17 protein-coding genes are annotated in these 14,252 nt (G+C 63.0%); 6 read left to right on the forward strand and 11 right to left on the reverse strand.

All coding sequences use genetic code 11. The features are described 5' to 3' along the window. The first annotated feature begins 6 nt into the window (after window positions 1-6). Both AC3EML_RS00825 and AC3EML_RS00830 read left to right on the forward strand, forming a co-directional pair. Complete coding sequence (locus tag AC3EML_RS00825; protein WP_352521772.1) at window positions 7-1,233, forward strand: aminomethyl transferase family protein; 1,227 nt, start codon at window positions 7-9, stop codon at window positions 1,231-1,233. A gap of 2 nt (window positions 1,234-1,235) precedes the next feature. Beyond that, window positions 1,236-1,481, forward strand: coding sequence for a hypothetical protein (locus AC3EML_RS00830; protein WP_352521771.1), 246 nt, complete (start codon window positions 1,236-1,238; stop codon window positions 1,479-1,481). A 3-nt stretch (window positions 1,482-1,484) separates the two neighbouring features. Here the strand turns inward: AC3EML_RS00830 and AC3EML_RS00835 are convergent, their stop codons facing one another. From AC3EML_RS00835 to AC3EML_RS00850, 4 genes are all read right to left on the reverse strand, one after another. Continuing rightward, window positions 1,485-2,543, reverse strand: a complete 1,059-nt coding sequence (locus AC3EML_RS00835) for a dipeptidase (protein WP_023715013.1) — start codon at window positions 2,541-2,543, stop codon at window positions 1,485-1,487. Window positions 2,544-2,792: 249 nt separating this feature from the next. Further along, on the reverse strand, window positions 2,793-3,092 hold the full coding sequence (locus tag AC3EML_RS00840) for a GNAT family N-acetyltransferase (protein ID WP_023683956.1): 300 nt from the start codon (window positions 3,090-3,092) through the stop codon (window positions 2,793-2,795). Next, window positions 3,085-3,717 (reverse strand): alpha/beta hydrolase, encoded by a 633-nt coding sequence (locus tag AC3EML_RS00845; protein WP_023727286.1) that lies wholly within the window; start codon window positions 3,715-3,717, stop codon window positions 3,085-3,087. Before AC3EML_RS00845 ends, AC3EML_RS00840 begins: the two co-directional genes overlap by 8 nt. A 4-nt stretch (window positions 3,718-3,721) precedes the next feature. Further along, window positions 3,722-4,654 carry a VOC family protein gene (locus AC3EML_RS00850; RefSeq protein WP_023724468.1) on the reverse strand — a complete coding sequence of 311 codons (933 nt, stop codon included), beginning with the start codon at window positions 4,652-4,654 and terminating at the stop codon, window positions 3,722-3,724. Between the two features lie 217 nt (window positions 4,655-4,871). Between AC3EML_RS00850 and AC3EML_RS00855 the strand changes: the two genes are divergently transcribed. Continuing rightward, entirely contained in the window at window positions 4,872-6,410 is a 1,539-nt protein-coding gene (locus tag AC3EML_RS00855; RefSeq protein ID WP_031197104.1) for an alkaline phosphatase family protein, read from the forward strand. A 98-nt stretch (window positions 6,411-6,508) separates the two neighbouring features. Here AC3EML_RS00855 and AC3EML_RS00860 read toward each other — a convergent pair whose 3' ends face one another. After that, a complete protein-coding gene (locus tag AC3EML_RS00860) occupies window positions 6,509-7,813 on the reverse strand; it encodes a PRC-barrel domain-containing protein (protein ID WP_352521770.1) in 1,305 nt (434 codons plus the stop codon). Window positions 7,814-8,071: 258 nt separating this feature from the next. On the opposite strand from AC3EML_RS00860, the gene AC3EML_RS00865 reads away from it, so the two are divergent. After that, a complete protein-coding gene (locus AC3EML_RS00865; protein ID WP_352521769.1) occupies window positions 8,072-8,992 on the forward strand; it encodes a diacylglycerol/lipid kinase family protein in 921 nt (306 codons plus the stop codon). A 26-nt stretch (window positions 8,993-9,018) separates the two neighbouring features. Here the strand turns inward: AC3EML_RS00865 and AC3EML_RS00870 are convergent, their stop codons facing one another. Continuing rightward, entirely contained in the window at window positions 9,019-9,246 is a 228-nt protein-coding gene (locus tag AC3EML_RS00870) for a hypothetical protein (protein WP_023683960.1), read from the reverse strand. A 166-nt stretch (window positions 9,247-9,412) separates the two neighbouring features. Here AC3EML_RS00870 and AC3EML_RS00875 point away from each other — a divergent pair, with 166 nt between their 5' ends. Further along, a complete protein-coding gene (locus AC3EML_RS00875; protein ID WP_488505136.1) occupies window positions 9,413-10,933 on the forward strand; it encodes a sensor histidine kinase in 1,521 nt (506 codons plus the stop codon). 58 nt (window positions 10,934-10,991) lie between these two features. Here AC3EML_RS00875 and AC3EML_RS00880 read toward each other — a convergent pair whose 3' ends face one another. The 3 genes from AC3EML_RS00880 to AC3EML_RS00890 form a co-directional block, all read right to left on the reverse strand. After that, entirely contained in the window at window positions 10,992-11,453 is a 462-nt protein-coding gene (locus tag AC3EML_RS00880; protein WP_023683962.1) for a hypothetical protein, read from the reverse strand. 11 nt (window positions 11,454-11,464) lie between these two features. Beyond that, a complete protein-coding gene (locus AC3EML_RS00885) occupies window positions 11,465-11,791 on the reverse strand; it encodes an ElaB/YgaM/YqjD family protein (RefSeq protein ID WP_023670092.1) in 327 nt (108 codons plus the stop codon). Window positions 11,792-11,915: 124 nt separating this feature from the next. Further along, on the reverse strand, window positions 11,916-12,677 hold the full coding sequence (locus AC3EML_RS00890) for a Crp/Fnr family transcriptional regulator (RefSeq protein ID WP_023670093.1): 762 nt from the start codon (window positions 12,675-12,677) through the stop codon (window positions 11,916-11,918). Window positions 12,678-13,016: 339 nt separating this feature from the next. On the opposite strand from AC3EML_RS00890, the gene AC3EML_RS00895 reads away from it, so the two are divergent. Continuing rightward, window positions 13,017-13,334: a response regulator gene (locus AC3EML_RS00895; RefSeq protein WP_050485906.1), complete on the forward strand. Its 318-nt coding sequence runs from the start codon at window positions 13,017-13,019 to the stop codon at window positions 13,332-13,334. 56 nt (window positions 13,335-13,390) lie between these two features. On the opposite strand, the gene AC3EML_RS00900 is transcribed toward AC3EML_RS00895, so the two are convergent. Continuing rightward, a complete protein-coding gene (locus AC3EML_RS00900) occupies window positions 13,391-13,942 on the reverse strand; it encodes a sigma-70 family RNA polymerase sigma factor (protein WP_023670095.1) in 552 nt (183 codons plus the stop codon). Window positions 13,943-13,945: 3 nt separating this feature from the next. After that, window positions 13,946-14,149 (reverse strand): NepR family anti-sigma factor, encoded by a 204-nt coding sequence (locus tag AC3EML_RS00905; RefSeq protein ID WP_023670096.1) that lies wholly within the window; start codon window positions 14,147-14,149, stop codon window positions 13,946-13,948. Window positions 14,150-14,252 lie beyond the last annotated feature (103 nt).

Below are 14,252 nucleotides of genomic sequence, written 5' to 3' on the forward strand. Positions count from 1 at the left end.
GCCGTCATGACGAGTCCGATCAACAACGCCGCCCGCACCACAGCGCAGTCGCATTTCCGCACACTGCGTCTCGGCACGCCGTTCCAGCCGCGCATCGATGCGCTGGCCAAAACTCAGGACTGGTACAATTGGGCCGGCTATCGCGCGCCGCATTCGCTGTGGGACGAGGAACTCGAATATTTCGCCATCCGCAGCCAGGCGGCTTTGTTCGACATCTCGCCGATGACCAAATACCGCATCGAGGGGCCGGATGCCGAAGCCTTCCTCGATCGCGTCACGCTGCGCGACGTCGCCAAGCTCAAACCGGGCCGCGTCCACTACACCGCATGGTGCGACGACGAAGGTTTTGTCCTCGATGACGGCACGCTGTTCCGGCTGTCGCCGACGCGCTTCCGCCTGTGTTCGCAGGAACGGCACCTGCCCTTGCTGCTCGACAGCGCCATCGGTTTCGAAGTGACCGTCGAAGAAGAGACTGAAAGCGTCGCTGGTCTCGCTCTGCAAGGCCCAACCTCCTTCGCCGTGCTGCACGAGGCCGGCTTTGCCGGCGTTGAAAAACTCAAAGTGTTCGATCTCGCCGAGTTCCCGCATGACGGTAGCACCGTCACCGTCTCACGCACCGGCTTCACCGGCGATCTCGGCTACGAACTGTTCGTGCCGGCCGAAAAAGCGCTTAGCCTCTGGGACCGCCTGATGACGGCAGGCGAACTGCGCGGCATCCGCGCCATCGGCTACGCCGCCCTCAACCGCGCCCGGCTGGAAGCCGGCCTGATCGTCGCCAATGCCGACTTCACCACCGCAGACCATGCCATTCGCGCCGACCGTCTGCGCATGCCGGACGAGATCGGTCTCGGCTTTATGGTCGACCTGGGAAAAGGCCATTTCAATGGCCGCCGCGCCATGCTCGAAGCGCGCGCCAAACGCAAGCTGCGCCATGTGCTGGTCGGGCTGGAGATCGAAGGCAACATCCCGGCCGAACACGCCATCGTCTATCACAAGAAGCATCAGGAGGTCGGGCTGGTCAGCGCCGCCATGTGGTCGCCGATGGCCAAGCGCAATATCGCCATCGCCTCGCTGACGCGTCCCTATGGTGATAGGATGGTCGAAGACCTCTGGGTCGAGATCTACGCAATGCGCGAGTTGCAGTACCAGAAGCTGATGAAGCGGGCCAAGGTGGTGGCCCGTCCCTTCATCAAGCTCGACCGCCGCACCGCCAATCCGCCGGCGGATTTCTGATCATGGCCAACGAACCGGATGATGAGGCGGAAGCCGCCGAACAGTGGCAGCTGGTCAACACGCCGCTCGGCGAAAAATGGTCGGGTCGCGCCCGCTATGCCGCCGCCATGTACTTCTACAAGCGCGGCGAAATGAGCGCCGAGACGCTCGAAGTCTACCGCATCTGCGCGCGGCTGGACTGGGAGAACCCGCTGCCGATGATCAGGGATCGCGCCGGCCAGGATTGGCTGAAGCGCATGGGCGCTTAAGCCTCAGCCTATGGTTCTTTCGAGAACGCTCAGCCAGTTGCGATAGGCGATCTTCTCGATCAACGCGCGTCCGAAACCGCGCGCGGCCAGCGCATCTATCAGCTTCGGCAGACCGGCAACGTCGCCGATGACCGCCGGGATCATGGCGCCGTCGAAATCGGAGCCGAGACCGACGCCGTCCTCGCCCAGCGCCTGCAGCAGCGAGTCGACATGGCGCACCATGATGTCGAGGCTGGTGTCCGAGTTCATCCGTCCGTCTTCGCGCAGGAAGCCGGTGGCGAAGTTGAGCCCGACCATGCCGCCGGTCTCGCGGATAGCGCCGAGCTGCCAGTCCGTCAGGTTGCGCGAATGGGTGCACAGCGCATGCACGTTGGAATGAGTGGCGACCAGCGGCGCATCGCTGAGCGCGGCGACATCGCGAAAGCCCTTTTCGTTGAGATGTGACAGGTCGACCATGATCTTGAGCTGATTGCAGGCCTTGACCAGCGCCTTGCCGGCATCGGTCAGCCCCGGTCCGGTATCGGGCGACGACGGAAAGCGGAACGGGACGCCATGGCCGAAGGCGTTGGGTCGGCTCCAGACAATGCCGAGCGAGCGCAGGCCGGCTTCGTAGAGCACGTCGAGCAAGGTAAGTTCGGGATCGATCGCCTCGACGCCTTCGATGTGAAACACCGCCGCGATCGAACCTTTCGCCATCGCCTCGCGAATGTCACCGGCACTGCGGCAGACGGTCAGCGCCCCCGCTCGCTCCAGCCGAAACAGGATCGAGGCCATGCCGATGGTGGAATTGAGCGCATCAGCGCGTGGCAGTTCCGGCGGCAATGGCTCATTGTCGCTCGGCGCCGGCGGCACCGCAGAGCGTTTGCTCTTCTCGACCGGCGGCGGGAAGATCGCGAACATGCCGCCGGCAAAGCCGCCCTTCTTGGCGCGCGGCAGATCTATATGACCGCCCTGCGTCCCCTCGATGAACAGCTTTTCGACGTCGGTGTCTTTCGACTGGTACAGTCGCAGCAGCGTGTCGTTGTGGCCGTCGAAGACGGGGACGAGATCGGATTCGGTCATCAGGAAGCCATTCGGTCAGTTGGCAGGAGCGGACGAACCGCAGCGAACTGTGTACTTAGGCAAGAAGGCCGAACTGCGCAAATGCCAGAGAGGCGTTCGCTCTTGTGGCTGAGCGACTCCGACCACCTGCCGGGTCCCCGCTGCTTCGCAGCGTCCCGGCGTTCGCCGGCCTTTCATCGTGCCACCGGCACGATGAATTCGCCTTCGGCGACCGGCAACTCACCCCACAAGGGGAGAAGGGAAAAAGGTCTATTGCTTCAGCACATCCGCCCATTCCGGATGGCGGCGGAACTGGGCGTTGGCGAAGGGGCAGAGCGGGATGATCTTCTTGCCCACTGCCCGCGCGTCCTCGACGGCGCGTGTGACAAGCCGAAGGCCGGCGCCCTGGCCGCGAAACACGTCCGGCACTTCGGTGTGATCGATGATGATCTGGTGCTCGCCGACCTTGGTGAAGGTCATTTCCGCCTCGGCGCCGCCGGGTCCGCGCAGCACATAACGTCCCTTCGAGCCGCGGTCCTCGAGTTCGATCTCAGGCAATTCGTCAGGCATCGCTTGCTCCTTCAACCGGCGCATCGGCAAAAAGCCGCCTCGCCGCTTCGATCTCGTTTGGTCGAATTTCGTGGCCGCCATCGTGCCACTCCACTGTGACATCGGCGCCATCGGCGCGCAAATAGGCCTCCAGCCGGGATGTCAGGTTGGGCGGGCAGATCGGGTCGCGCTTGCCGGCGGTGACCAGGATGCGGCGTCCGGCAAGGCTGCCCTGCACCTGCGGTTCGAACGGGATCAGCGGGTGCATCAGCACCGCCGCATCGAACAGCTCGGGCGCGGCGAACATTACGGACGCCAGGATGTTGGCGCCGTTGGAATAGCCGAGACCCAAGACCGAAGATGGCCTTGCCGCTGCCACCTGCGCCTTGATGAAACCGGCCATCTTGGCGGTCGCCCGCGCGAGGTCGTCCATGTCGTAGACGCCCTCGCCGGTGCGGCGGAAGAAACGCGCCGCACCATGCTCGGAAACATCGCCGCGCGGCGATACGATCGTCGCCTGTGGCGCGAGGTCGCGCCCGAGCGACAGCAGCTGGCTCTCGTCCGCGCCGGTGCCGTGAAAGACGAAGAGCAGCGGGCCGCCGGGCGAACCCGGCAGCGCCTTATGGATGTAAGCTTCCTTGCTCATCGTCTCAGCCTTCCAGCTTCTGCAGATGCTCTTCAAGATAGGGCCGCAGATGCTGGTGCTGCGTCGGCAGTTTCAGGGCTTCGCCGAGATGGGCGGTGTCCTCGTCGCGGTCGAAGCCCGGCTCATTGGTGGCGACTTCGAACAGCACGCCGCCCGGCGTTCGGAAGTAGATCGCCCAGAAATAGTCGCGGTCGATCACCGGCGTCACGCCATAACCCGTATCGATCAGCGCCTTGCGCACTTCGAGCTGCTGGGCGCGGTTCTCCACCGCGAAGGCGACATGGTGGACCGAGCCGGCGCCGAGATTGGCAAAGCCCGCGGTAGGAAGCGATTCGATATCGACGACATCAGCGCCGTTGCCGTTCTTGATGGCGAGCCGGCTGACACTGCCGGACTTGTCCACTTGCTCATAGCCCATGAACTTCAACAGCTCTTCCGTGGCGCCACCATCCTTCAATCTGAGCGAGACCGAGTGGAAGCCGCGTATCGCCTCATCAGCGGGAATGCCGCCTTTCAACCATGGCGCGCGGCTGTCCGCCTTGTCTTCGACCAGCGCGAAACCGTCGCCGTCGGGACCGGCGAAGGCCAGCCGCTTCTCGCCGAACGTCTCTTCGCGGGAGACACCCGCAACGCCTTCATCGGCGAAGCGCTTTTCCCAATAGCCGAGCGTGCCGGCCGGCACCGAATAGGCCGTGGTACCGACTTCCCCGACGCCATGGCGGCCCCTGGCAATGTCCGGGAACGGAAAATAGGTCATCACCGAGCCGGGCGTACCGTGCTCGTCACCATAATAGAGGTGATAGACATCTGGCGCGTCGAAGTTGACGGTCTTCTTGACCCGGCGCAGGCCGAGCTTGTGCGTGAAGAAATTATTGTTCTGGCGCGCATCGCCGGCCATCGACGTCACGTGATGCAGGCCCTTGATCTGGTCGAGCATTGTCTTGCTCCTTCCCTTCGGTTTGCGGCTCTTGCCGCTGTCCACGCCTATATGAGGGGCCGCCTGGCAATGGCAAAGGCGGCAAACTCAGAATGGACTGTATCCCAATAGTGAACAGCAGGAAATTTTCGTTCACCATTTAAGCAAGACTGACAGGCTTGCGCTGCCGCCAAATTCCGGTTCATTGAACGTCTTCCCGACGTGACAGGATAGAGCATTGGCCGCGAAAAGCAGACGCCCGAACATCCTATTGATCTCCTGCGACCAATGGCGGGGCGATTGCCTGTCGGCTGCCGGCCATGCCGTGGTGAAGACGCCGAATGCCGATGCGCTCGCCGCCGAAGGCGTCCTTTTCATGCGGCATTACGGCGGCGCGGCGCCCTGCTCGCCGGCCCGCGCGTGCCTCTACACCGGCCTCTACCAGATGAACAATCGCGTCTGCCGCAACGGCACGCCGCTCGACGCCCGCCACGGCAACATGGCGCTTTCGGCCCGCGCCCTCGGCTATGATCCGACTTTGTTCGGCTACACCGACGTCTCGCCCGATCCGCGCACGATGGCGCCGGGCGATCCCCGGCTGAAAAGCTATGAGGGCGTGCTGCCCGGCTTCAGCGTTCGCCAGTTCCTGCCTGAGCATCAGAAACCATGGCTGTCATGGCTGAAGGCACGTGGCGTCGACACCAGCGCGGGCTCTCCCGGCATTCACCGCCCCGTGGGCGGGGAAGCGGGCGACGCCGTGACCAGCGCGCCGCCTGTCTATTCCAGGGACGAGACGCCGACCGCTTTTCTTGCCGGCGAATTCATTCGCTGGCTGGACGAACAGGATTCGCCATGGTTCGCGCATGTCTCCTTCATCAGCCCGCATCCGCCCTTTGTCGTACCGCGGCCCTACAACACGCTGTATGATCCGGCGGACGGACCGCCCTTCCGCCATGTCGAGACTTGGCAGGCCGAGGCGCAAAGGCATCCCTATCTGGCTTACGACCTTGGTCGCCAGAAGCGGAGAAGCTTCCGCCCCGGCACCGACGGCCACGTGCGCGACTGGGGCGACGACAACATCCGGGCCATCCGCGCGATCTATTACGGCATGATCTCGGAGGTCGACGCGCAGCTTGGCCGCATCTGGCAAGCGATCAAGACGGCGAATGCATGGGATGACACCATCATCGTGCTGACTTCGGACCACGCCGAGATGATGGGCGACCATTTCATGCTGGGCAAAGGCGGCTTCTTCGACGGCAGCTATCACATCCCATTGATCGTGCGCGACCCGCGTCACGGCAATGCAGCCGGCTCGACCGTCAACCACTTCACCGAGGCCGTCGACATCTTCCCGACCTTGCTCGATCTGCTGGACGCCGACGCCCAGCTGCATCTCGACGGCCGCTCGCTAAAACCGTTCCTGCAAGATGAACCGCCTAAGGATTGGCGCGACGCGGCGCATTGGGAGTTCGACTTCCGCTCGATTGCCAGCGGTGAGGCCGAACGGCATTTCGGCATCGGCTCGCGCCAGTGCAACCTCGCCGTCATCCGTACGGAAAAATTCAAATACGTGCATTTCGGCGGCGGCCTGCCGCCGCTGCTCTTCGACATGCAGAAGGATCCGGGCGAACTGGCCAACGTTGCCGCCGACCCGGCCTATCTCAGCGTGCGGCTTGAATTTGCCGAGCGACTGCTTGCCTGGCGCGCCGAGCATCTTGACCAGTCGTTGGCGCTTGCAGAGCTGACGGACGAAGGGGTGGTGGATATGTGGTAGGCAGTAGGCAGTAGGCAGTAGGCAGTAGAATGTTCTGGCGGCCTGATGCCTAGTCGCTTGGTTTTTCGCCTACTGCCTAATCCCTACTGCCTATTCCCTTACTGTACCATCATCCGCTGCTGGTCGCGCTTCTCAGCATAGCTGCCCTTGTCATACGCAGCCTGCGCCTGCAGCTGCTCCTTGGTGAAGTTGGTGTAGAGATATTTGTTGCCGTCCTTGTCGGTCATGAATTTGAGCTTGTCCATGCCGACCGCGACCTCCTTGGCGCCGATGCCTAGAAAGCCGCCGACATCGATGATGACGGCATCCGGCTTGCTGTCGGGCGTGAGCACGACGTCGCCGATCTCGCCGACCTTGGCGTCGTTGGCGCCATAGACGGTGGTGCCCTTCAGGTCGTCGCCTCTGATGTTACCGACCGGCATTTCGGTCAATGTGGACTTGTCGATCGCTGCCGTTTGCGTCGGATCGGTAGCCTTTGTCCCGGCCGGAGCTTCCGCGGTCTTGTCCGCTGGCTGAGCATTGTCAGCCGGTGCAACGGCCGTCGGGGCAGCCGGAGCAGTCGGCTGCGTCGCGTCGGAGGTTGTCGTCACGGGCGCCGGATCATAGGGCTTCCGGTCGAAATCAGGCTGCGCCTGCAGTTCCTCCTTGGTCGTCTGCGCCACCAGCCAGCGATCGCCGTTCTTTTCGGCCCACCGCGCCTTGGCGAAATCATAGGTGACGTTCTTTTCACCCATGCCGAGGAAGCCGCCGACGCCGATCACCAGTGACTTCGCCTTGCCATCCTTGGTCAGCACGATGTCGTTGACGTCGCCGATATTCTGGGCATCGTCGCCAGTGCCATTGTAGACATTCTCGCCGATGATGTTGGTTGCGAGATTGCCGTCAGCGCGTTTCACCGCCGGTTCTGACGGCGCGGCGTTGAGATCAACCGGCTTCTGCGGGTCGTTCTGCGCCGTGGAAGCAGGCGCCGAGGCCGGATCGTAGGGCTTACGGTCGAAGTCGGGCAGCGCCGTCAACGCTTCTTTCGTCGTCTCGGCGACGAGCCAGCGGTCACCATTCCTCTCGACCCATTGCAACTTGCCGTAGTCGAAGGCGACGTTCTTGCTGCCTATGCCGAGGAAGCCGCCAACGCCGATAATGGCGGATTTCGCCTGGCCGTTTTCATCGAGGACGACGTCGCTGACGTCACCGATCTTCTGCGCATCGTCGCCAGTGCCATTGTACACCGACTCGCCGATGATATTGGTCATCAGCGCGCCGTCGGCCTGTTGCGGCGCCGGCGCGATGGTGGCAGGGGCTTCAGCCGGCGCTGGGGTCGTCGCCGGGGTCGTCGTTGACTGCGCAAACGCACCGGTAGCGATCAGCGTTGCGAGTGCGGTCGTCGCGAACAGTGTGCGGATCATGATTAAGTCTCCTCTTGCGTGATCTCGTGCGCGCCGCAATCGGCAAACCACTTGCCGGGAGACCGAAGGCGGCGCCTCCAATGGGATCACAACGTTGTGACAAGGCGCTTGTTCCGAAAAAACGGGAGCATCGAAATACCCTGGGCAAGTCCGCGGAATCGCCTGACATTCCCGCCCGGCCGATGGAACCTTTGCCAAGCTTGCCCGTTTCAGCCTGCGGCTGGCATTCCGGCCGCTAAAAAGAATACGGAGTGGGGCATGCGATTTGCAGCGGTGCTGAACCGGGACGGCGGCACCTTGCGGACCACCGATCTTTCAGCGCTAACCGACCGGATGCGCCAGACGCTCGAGGCGGCTGGTCACTCCATCGAGATCGACATCGTCGCCGGCAAGGAGATTGTCGCGGCGCTCGACAAGGTCGCCGCGCGGCGCGACATCGACGTCGTGCTGGCCGGTGGCGGCGACGGCACCATTTCGGCCGCCGCGGGGCGGCTGATGAATGGCAAGAAGGCGCTGGCCGTCCTGCCTGCAGGAACAATGAACCTGTTCGCCCGCGGCCTTGGAATTCCGCAGACCATCGATGGCGCGCTGAAATCCTTTGCCGACGGCGAGATCATGGCGGTCGATATCGCGAGCGCGAATGGCCGGCCGTTCGTGCATCAGTTCTCGATCGGCCTGCACGCCAGCATGGTGAAGCTGCGCGACAATATGGAATACGCCTCGCGCCTGGGAAAGATTCGCGCTTCGGCCAAGGCCGCCTGGACTACGATCAACAATCCTCCCGCCATGAAGGTGACATTGACGGTCGGCGAAGCCGAGATCGTGACCCGCATCAGCGGCATCGGGATTTCCAACAATCTGTTTGGCGAAGGCCATCTGCCTTATGCCGACAATCCTGCCGGCGGCGTGCTCGGCATCTATGTCACCGTGGCGCGGCAGCGTGGCGAGCTGGTCAGGGCGCTCTTCGACATGGCTCGAGGCAGGTGGCGCGACAGCGATCATGTCGAAACTCATCAGGCCGACAAGGCAATCGTGAAGATCCATACCGGGAGCAAGAAATTCGGCGCCGTCATCGACGGCGAACTGGTCAAGCTGGAGCGCGAAACGACAATCCAGATCCACCCTGGCGCACTGAACGTCCTGGTTCCGGCGCAAGCCGCCCAGGCGAAGGCCGCCTGATGCGATTACGAATGACGCGGAAAACCCTAGCCGCCCGACTGCCCCTCGCCGGCTGGCGCGCTCTGGTTGGCCGGCGCGCTCTGGCCGGTGGGCTGCCCCTGGCTTTCAGGGGTATCTGGATCGATCTTTTGGCCATAAATCTCGGCCGCTCCCCAAGCAATGAAAGCCAGGAGCAACGCGGCGACCAATATGCGCAGGCCGTGCCAACCCCAGCGCCCCTGACGGGCTTTGTTTTCAGGGGCGATCTTGGTCATTGGCGGCGTTCCTGTCGTGCAACCGGGATGGTGGATAAAACCATCGCCGGCGAAACATGGTGGGGTAACGATTGCTTGCTACAAAAGTTCCGGCGCGCGACGGCCGCGCAAGGTGCGCGCCACCGCGGGTGGGGCCTGCAAGCGAGGGGGCTTGGTGGATAGCAAGGTGGCGAAGCAGGCTGGTTTGCCGGTTGAGGTCCGCCGCGCCGTGGCGTCGCCGGAGCGGCTTGCCGTACTGCACGGGCTTGACGCGATCGACACCGACTCCGATCCCGACTTCGATCGCATCACCGGCCTTGCCGCAGCCGTGATGCAGGCGCCGATCGCGCTCGTCACGCTGCTCGACACCGAACGACAGTGGTTCAAATCCTGTGTCGGCTTCAACGAGACCGAAACCGCGACCGACATATCGTTCTGCGCCCATACCATTGCCGCCGGCGACGAGCCCATGGTGGTGCCGGATGCCAGCATCGACCCTCGCTTCTCCCGCAACCCGCTGGTCACCGGCGAACACCATGTCCGCTTTTATGTCGGCGCGCCGATGGTGGTCGCCGGCGCGCGCGTCGGCACGGTGTGCGTACTCGACCGTGAGCCGCATGAATTTCCGTCCGCTGCCGCGCTCGATCATTTGAAATCGCTGGCCAGCCTCGCCGCCAGCCTGTTTACCCTCAAGGACGCCACCCGCAGCGGCGCCATTGCCACGGCTGCTTTGGCGCAGGAGGAAAAGCGCCGAGCCATAGCGCTCGATGCCGCCTCGCTCGCCAGTTGGGCCTGGGATATCCGCACCGACATGATCGAATGCGACGTGCGTTTGTCGGAGCTGTTCAACCTGCCGCGTTCGAACCGGCTGCGGGCGCGCGACATTTTGGCCGCCATCGACCCGCGCGACGTCTACCAGACCGAGACGCGCTTTCGCGATGCCCTGACCGGCAGCGACGACTATTTCGGCGAATACCGGGTCAAAGGCTTCGATCCGCCGCGCTGGATAGTCACCCGCGGCCGCGTCATCGAGCGCGACGGCGAAGGCAAGCCGACGCTTATCTTTGGCGTCAACTACGACATCTCGGAACGCAAGCTCGGCGAGGACCGGCAAAGGCTGCTGCTGCGCGAGCTCAACCATCGGGTCAAGAACACGCTGGCGACGGTGCAGGCGCTGGCGACGCAGACCGTTCGCCACGCTCGCCGCCCAAGCGAATTCCTGGAAGCCTTCGGCGCCAGGCTGCAGGCGCTGGGCGCTGCCCATAACCTGCTGTCGGATCGCGAATGGCGCGGCATCGGTATTCGCGAACTGATGCAGATCGAGGTCAAGCCGTTCGATTCGGCAGAACGGCCGCGCATCGTGATCTCCGGTCCGGATCTGCTGCTTTCGCCCGACCAGGCGGTGGGGCTCGGTTTGATCATGCACGAACTGGCCAGCAACGCGCTGCAATACGGATCGCTGTCGGTTGGCTCGGGGAAGGTCGATGTCGACTGGAAGGCGGCGGGCAAGAAAGGCGCGCGCCGCCTTGTGCTGACCTGGAGCGAAAGCGGCGGGCCGAAAGTCGACCCGCCGGAACGCCAGGGCTTCGGCTCTATCCTGATCCGCCGCAGCCTTGCCAAGGTTTTATCGAGCGAGGTGACCCACGAATTCCGCAGCGAAGGCGTGTTCGCCGAAATATCGATGCCGCTTGAAGATCTGCCGGCTTAAAGCAATTTCAGAAGTGCGAAGCGGTTTTCCCGGGAACAGCGTATCAGCGCGACGCGCTTTAGTCGGCTTCGCTGTCTGGATCGCCCGGATCCGGTTTGACGTTCTCGCGGTAGATGGCATAGGCCGCGAGCGCGATCATCGGGCCGAGAATGACGCCCTTCCCGCCTTTCCCCTTGAGCAAGGCCGGCAGCACGGCAAGCGCCGCGGTGATACCGAGCGCCTTCAGGTCGGCATTGCGCCTTCGCGCACGTCGGCGTGCACGCGTTCCAGCCGCAAGTTGATGAATGAGCACGATAAGCCCGGCCAGTACCAGGAAACCAGCGGCGAAGCCAAGACAGGCGGCCATCGAGCCATAACGGTCAGCCGCCCAGATGTAGGCCGCCCCCAGGAGAAACCCGAGGCCGCACAGGGCAGCCACGGCGGCGAGCCCGTAGACGATTGCCGCCGTGCGCGCGCGGCGCATGGCGGCAATGGCTTCACCCGAGGCCAAGGCCGAGATAAGCGGTGCCAGCATGCCCATCTCTGTCGAAACTAGCGCCGGGCAAGAAGCGCAAACAGGAAGCCGACGCCGGCCGCGATCGCCAGTGAAGTGACCGGCTTCTCGCGCACATTGGCCGTGATCTGGGCCTCAAGATCCTTGGCGTTGCCACGCAGGCTGTCGAAGACGGCTTCACCCTGGGCGCGCAACTGGTCGACGCCTTCGGCAGCAGCGCGCCGCGCCGTGCCGTAACCATGTTCGCCGGTCTTGGCCAATTGCTTGGTCAACTTTTCGATATCCGCCTTCAACTGCCGAATGTCGGCTTCCAGGTCGGCGTTCGTCTGACTTTCGTTGGCGGTTTTTCCTGCGGCAGTTGCCATTCTAAACTCCTTGCGTTTGCTTGGCTTCAAACGCCCGACACACGTCATGGTTCCGAAATCGGAGACCGTATCCATGAAAGGGTGTTTGCAAGTGCGAGTCCAGCCCCAGATGGAGGCCTGCCTGTCAGATCAGCGGCCGACGACCTTCGCTTAGGCCCTCCCAGCGCGCGAGATCCTTCAGCCCCTCCCCGTCGATCACTTCGCAACCGCCGTCGCGCCAGGCGATCAGCTTGCGATCGATGAGCTTGCGGATCGTCTTGTTGGTGTGGACCAGCGACAGGCCGAGCGTATCGGCGACATGCTGCTGGGTAATCGGGATTTGCACCGGCGCCTTGCCGTTGAGCCCGACTGCCGCCGCGCGGCTGGCGATGAAGGCAATGAGATAGGCGGTGCGCTCGACCGCCGTACGCCGGCCGACGCTGAGCAGGTTCTCGTCCAGCATGCGCTCCTCGCGCGACGCCAGCCAGGTAATGTCGTAGGCAAGGCCCGGATGGTTGCGGTAGAGCTCGTGCAGGTTTTCACGCTCGAAGACGCACAACAGCATGGGCGACAGCGCCTCGACCGAGTGCTGCATTTCGCCCATCAGGCTGCCCTGCAGCCCGATAAGATCGCCGGGCATGGAGTAGTTCAGGATCTGGCGCCTGCCGTCCGACAATAGTTTGTAGCGGAAGGCCCAGCCCGAAAGCACGGTGTAGAGATGAGCACTTTGGCTGCCTTCGACCAGCACTGTGGCGCCCTTGTCGACGGCCAGTTCGCCCTTCTTGAACATGCTGACATAGGCAAGCTCCTGCTTCTCGAATTCCCGGAACACCGGCAATGGCCGAAGCGGGCAGATCTCGCATGGGTACTGACGGCTGGAAAACGAACGACCATTCTGGCCAGACATTTCGATCCCTCTTTCGAACGTCTCTTGCCAGAGACTGAGTGCTACGCTTTTGCAAGGCCGCGGTTCCGCTGCCGATGGCATGTCTTTTTTAAATGACAGGATGGCAAATAGCGATCATGACTCGCTACACTCCACTGAGGCGAATTCGAAGCCCGCTTGTGGAGTAGAGCCGGTGGGCGAACTTTTCGGATTAAGGCCTGACCGATCCCCCAAGGTCCGCGATGCGGTTGACTGGAGTCACTGTACCCGATGCTGCAAGAATTGAGGAGAGATTGCCAAGTGCCGCCATTGCTTGAGGGATTGCGAATTCTTGTCTTGGAGGATGAATTCCTGATCGCCATGGATGTCGAGCAGCTTTGCCGCGACCATGGCGCGAACGACGTAGTGATTGCCCGCGCTCTGGCCGAGATCGATGAGCAGAAGGTCGTTGGCGAGTTCGACGCCGCTATCGTGGACCTCATGCTGGGCGGAACGTCCACACTCGATTTTGCCGCGCGGTTGCGCCAATCGGGCCTGCCGTTTGTCTTTGCCTCCGGCTATTCGGACCCCGATGAGATCAAAGGGTCTTTTCCCGGCATCCGCCTGGTCACCAAGCCCTATTCGGGGACCGATCTCGTCGAGGCTCTGGCGGCGGCCTGCGGCCGCGCGCCAGTCTGAGATATCTTCGATGCGTATGTGTAGAGAGCCCAGGCCCGCAAACGGGGCCTCCGCCGTCAGGCAGCGTTTGAACCCGTCACCTGGGACGAGATCGCGTCCGGCCCGTATTCGTCTTCGCCGGAGATTTTGAGGATCTCCTGCAACCGCGTGCGGGCCCGGCTGACCCGGCTCTTGATCGTTCCGACCGCACAGCCGCAGATTTCGGCAGCCTCTTCATAGGAAAAGCCTGAAGCGCCGATGAGGATGATGGCTTCGCGCTGGTCCTCGGGGAGTTGCTCGAGCGCGCCGCGGAAATCCTTGAGGTCAAGCTGGCCGTGCTGAGCCGGATGAACGGCAAGCCTGGCCGTCATGATGCCGTCGCTGTCCTGCACCTCGCGGCCGCGCTTGCGCATCTGGGAATAGAACTCGTTGCGCAGGATGGTGAACAGCCATGCCTTGAGATTGGTGCCGGGCTGAAAGCTCTCATGCTTGTCCCAAGCCTTGACCAGCGTCTCCTGCACCAGATCGTCGGCCTTGTCGGCATTCTGCGTCAGCGACACGGCAAAGGCCCGCAGGCTTGGGATCGAGCCGAGCAGGTCGGTCTTGAACCCTTGTGAGACAGCTGCCATGCCTCAGTCCTTCTTCTGTGCGGGTTCGGCCTTTTCCAGTTGGCTGAGCAACTGGGCAAAGCGATCCGGCACATTGTCCGAGACCAGCTCGTCATAATACTGTTTGAGTTTACGGCCAATTTCCGAATTCGCCCCGAGCGGGTCGCCGGAATTGGCCCGGCGCCTGTCAGCGGCGCCAGCCAGCGTTTCTTTATTCATGTCCTTCATTTCGCCCTTAAATCCAGCGCCCCGAGCCGCCCCATTACACAACGCAAAGCGGCCCCCTCGTCTGGTTGCCCATCGCACCACAAACGTCGCCCGTGCAGTTTCG

Source organism: Mesorhizobium sp. P170090 (assembly GCF_057786115.1).

Bases quoted from the DNA above. Each gene is read 5' to 3' on its own strand.
- AC3EML_RS00885 (WP_023670092.1), bottom strand. From the start codon at position 11,791: ATGGCAACTGCCGCAGGAAAAACCGCCAACGAAAGTCAGACGAACGCC.
- AC3EML_RS00830 (WP_352521771.1), top strand. From the start codon at position 1,236: ATGGCCAACGAACCGGATGATGAGGCGGAAGCCGCCGAACAGTGGCAG.
- AC3EML_RS00890 (WP_023670093.1), bottom strand. From the start codon at position 12,677: ATGTCTGGCCAGAATGGTCGTTCGTTTTCCAGCCGTCAGTACCCATGC.
- AC3EML_RS00840 (WP_023683956.1), bottom strand. From the start codon at position 3,092: ATGCCTGACGAATTGCCTGAGATCGAACTCGAGGACCGCGGCTCGAAG.
- AC3EML_RS00900 (WP_023670095.1), bottom strand. From the start codon at position 13,942: ATGGCAGCTGTCTCACAAGGGTTCAAGACCGACCTGCTCGGCTCGATC.
- AC3EML_RS00895 (WP_050485906.1), top strand. From the start codon at position 13,017: ATGGATGTCGAGCAGCTTTGCCGCGACCATGGCGCGAACGACGTAGTG.
- AC3EML_RS00870 (WP_023683960.1), bottom strand. From the start codon at position 9,246: ATGACCAAGATCGCCCCTGAAAACAAAGCCCGTCAGGGGCGCTGGGGT.
- AC3EML_RS00905 (WP_023670096.1), bottom strand. From the start codon at position 14,149: ATGAAGGACATGAATAAAGAAACGCTGGCTGGCGCCGCTGACAGGCGC.
- AC3EML_RS00865 (WP_352521769.1), top strand. From the start codon at position 8,072: ATGCGATTTGCAGCGGTGCTGAACCGGGACGGCGGCACCTTGCGGACC.
- AC3EML_RS00860 (WP_352521770.1), bottom strand. From the start codon at position 7,813: ATGATCCGCACACTGTTCGCGACGACCGCACTCGCAACGCTGATCGCT.
- AC3EML_RS00845 (WP_023727286.1), bottom strand. From the start codon at position 3,717: ATGAGCAAGGAAGCTTACATCCATAAGGCGCTGCCGGGTTCGCCCGGC.
- AC3EML_RS00835 (WP_023715013.1), bottom strand. From the start codon at position 2,543: ATGACCGAATCCGATCTCGTCCCCGTCTTCGACGGCCACAACGACACG.
- AC3EML_RS00850 (WP_023724468.1), bottom strand. From the start codon at position 4,654: ATGCTCGACCAGATCAAGGGCCTGCATCACGTGACGTCGATGGCCGGC.
- AC3EML_RS00880 (WP_023683962.1), bottom strand. From the start codon at position 11,453: ATGGGCATGCTGGCACCGCTTATCTCGGCCTTGGCCTCGGGTGAAGCC.
- AC3EML_RS00825 (WP_352521772.1), top strand. From the start codon at position 7: ATGACGAGTCCGATCAACAACGCCGCCCGCACCACAGCGCAGTCGCAT.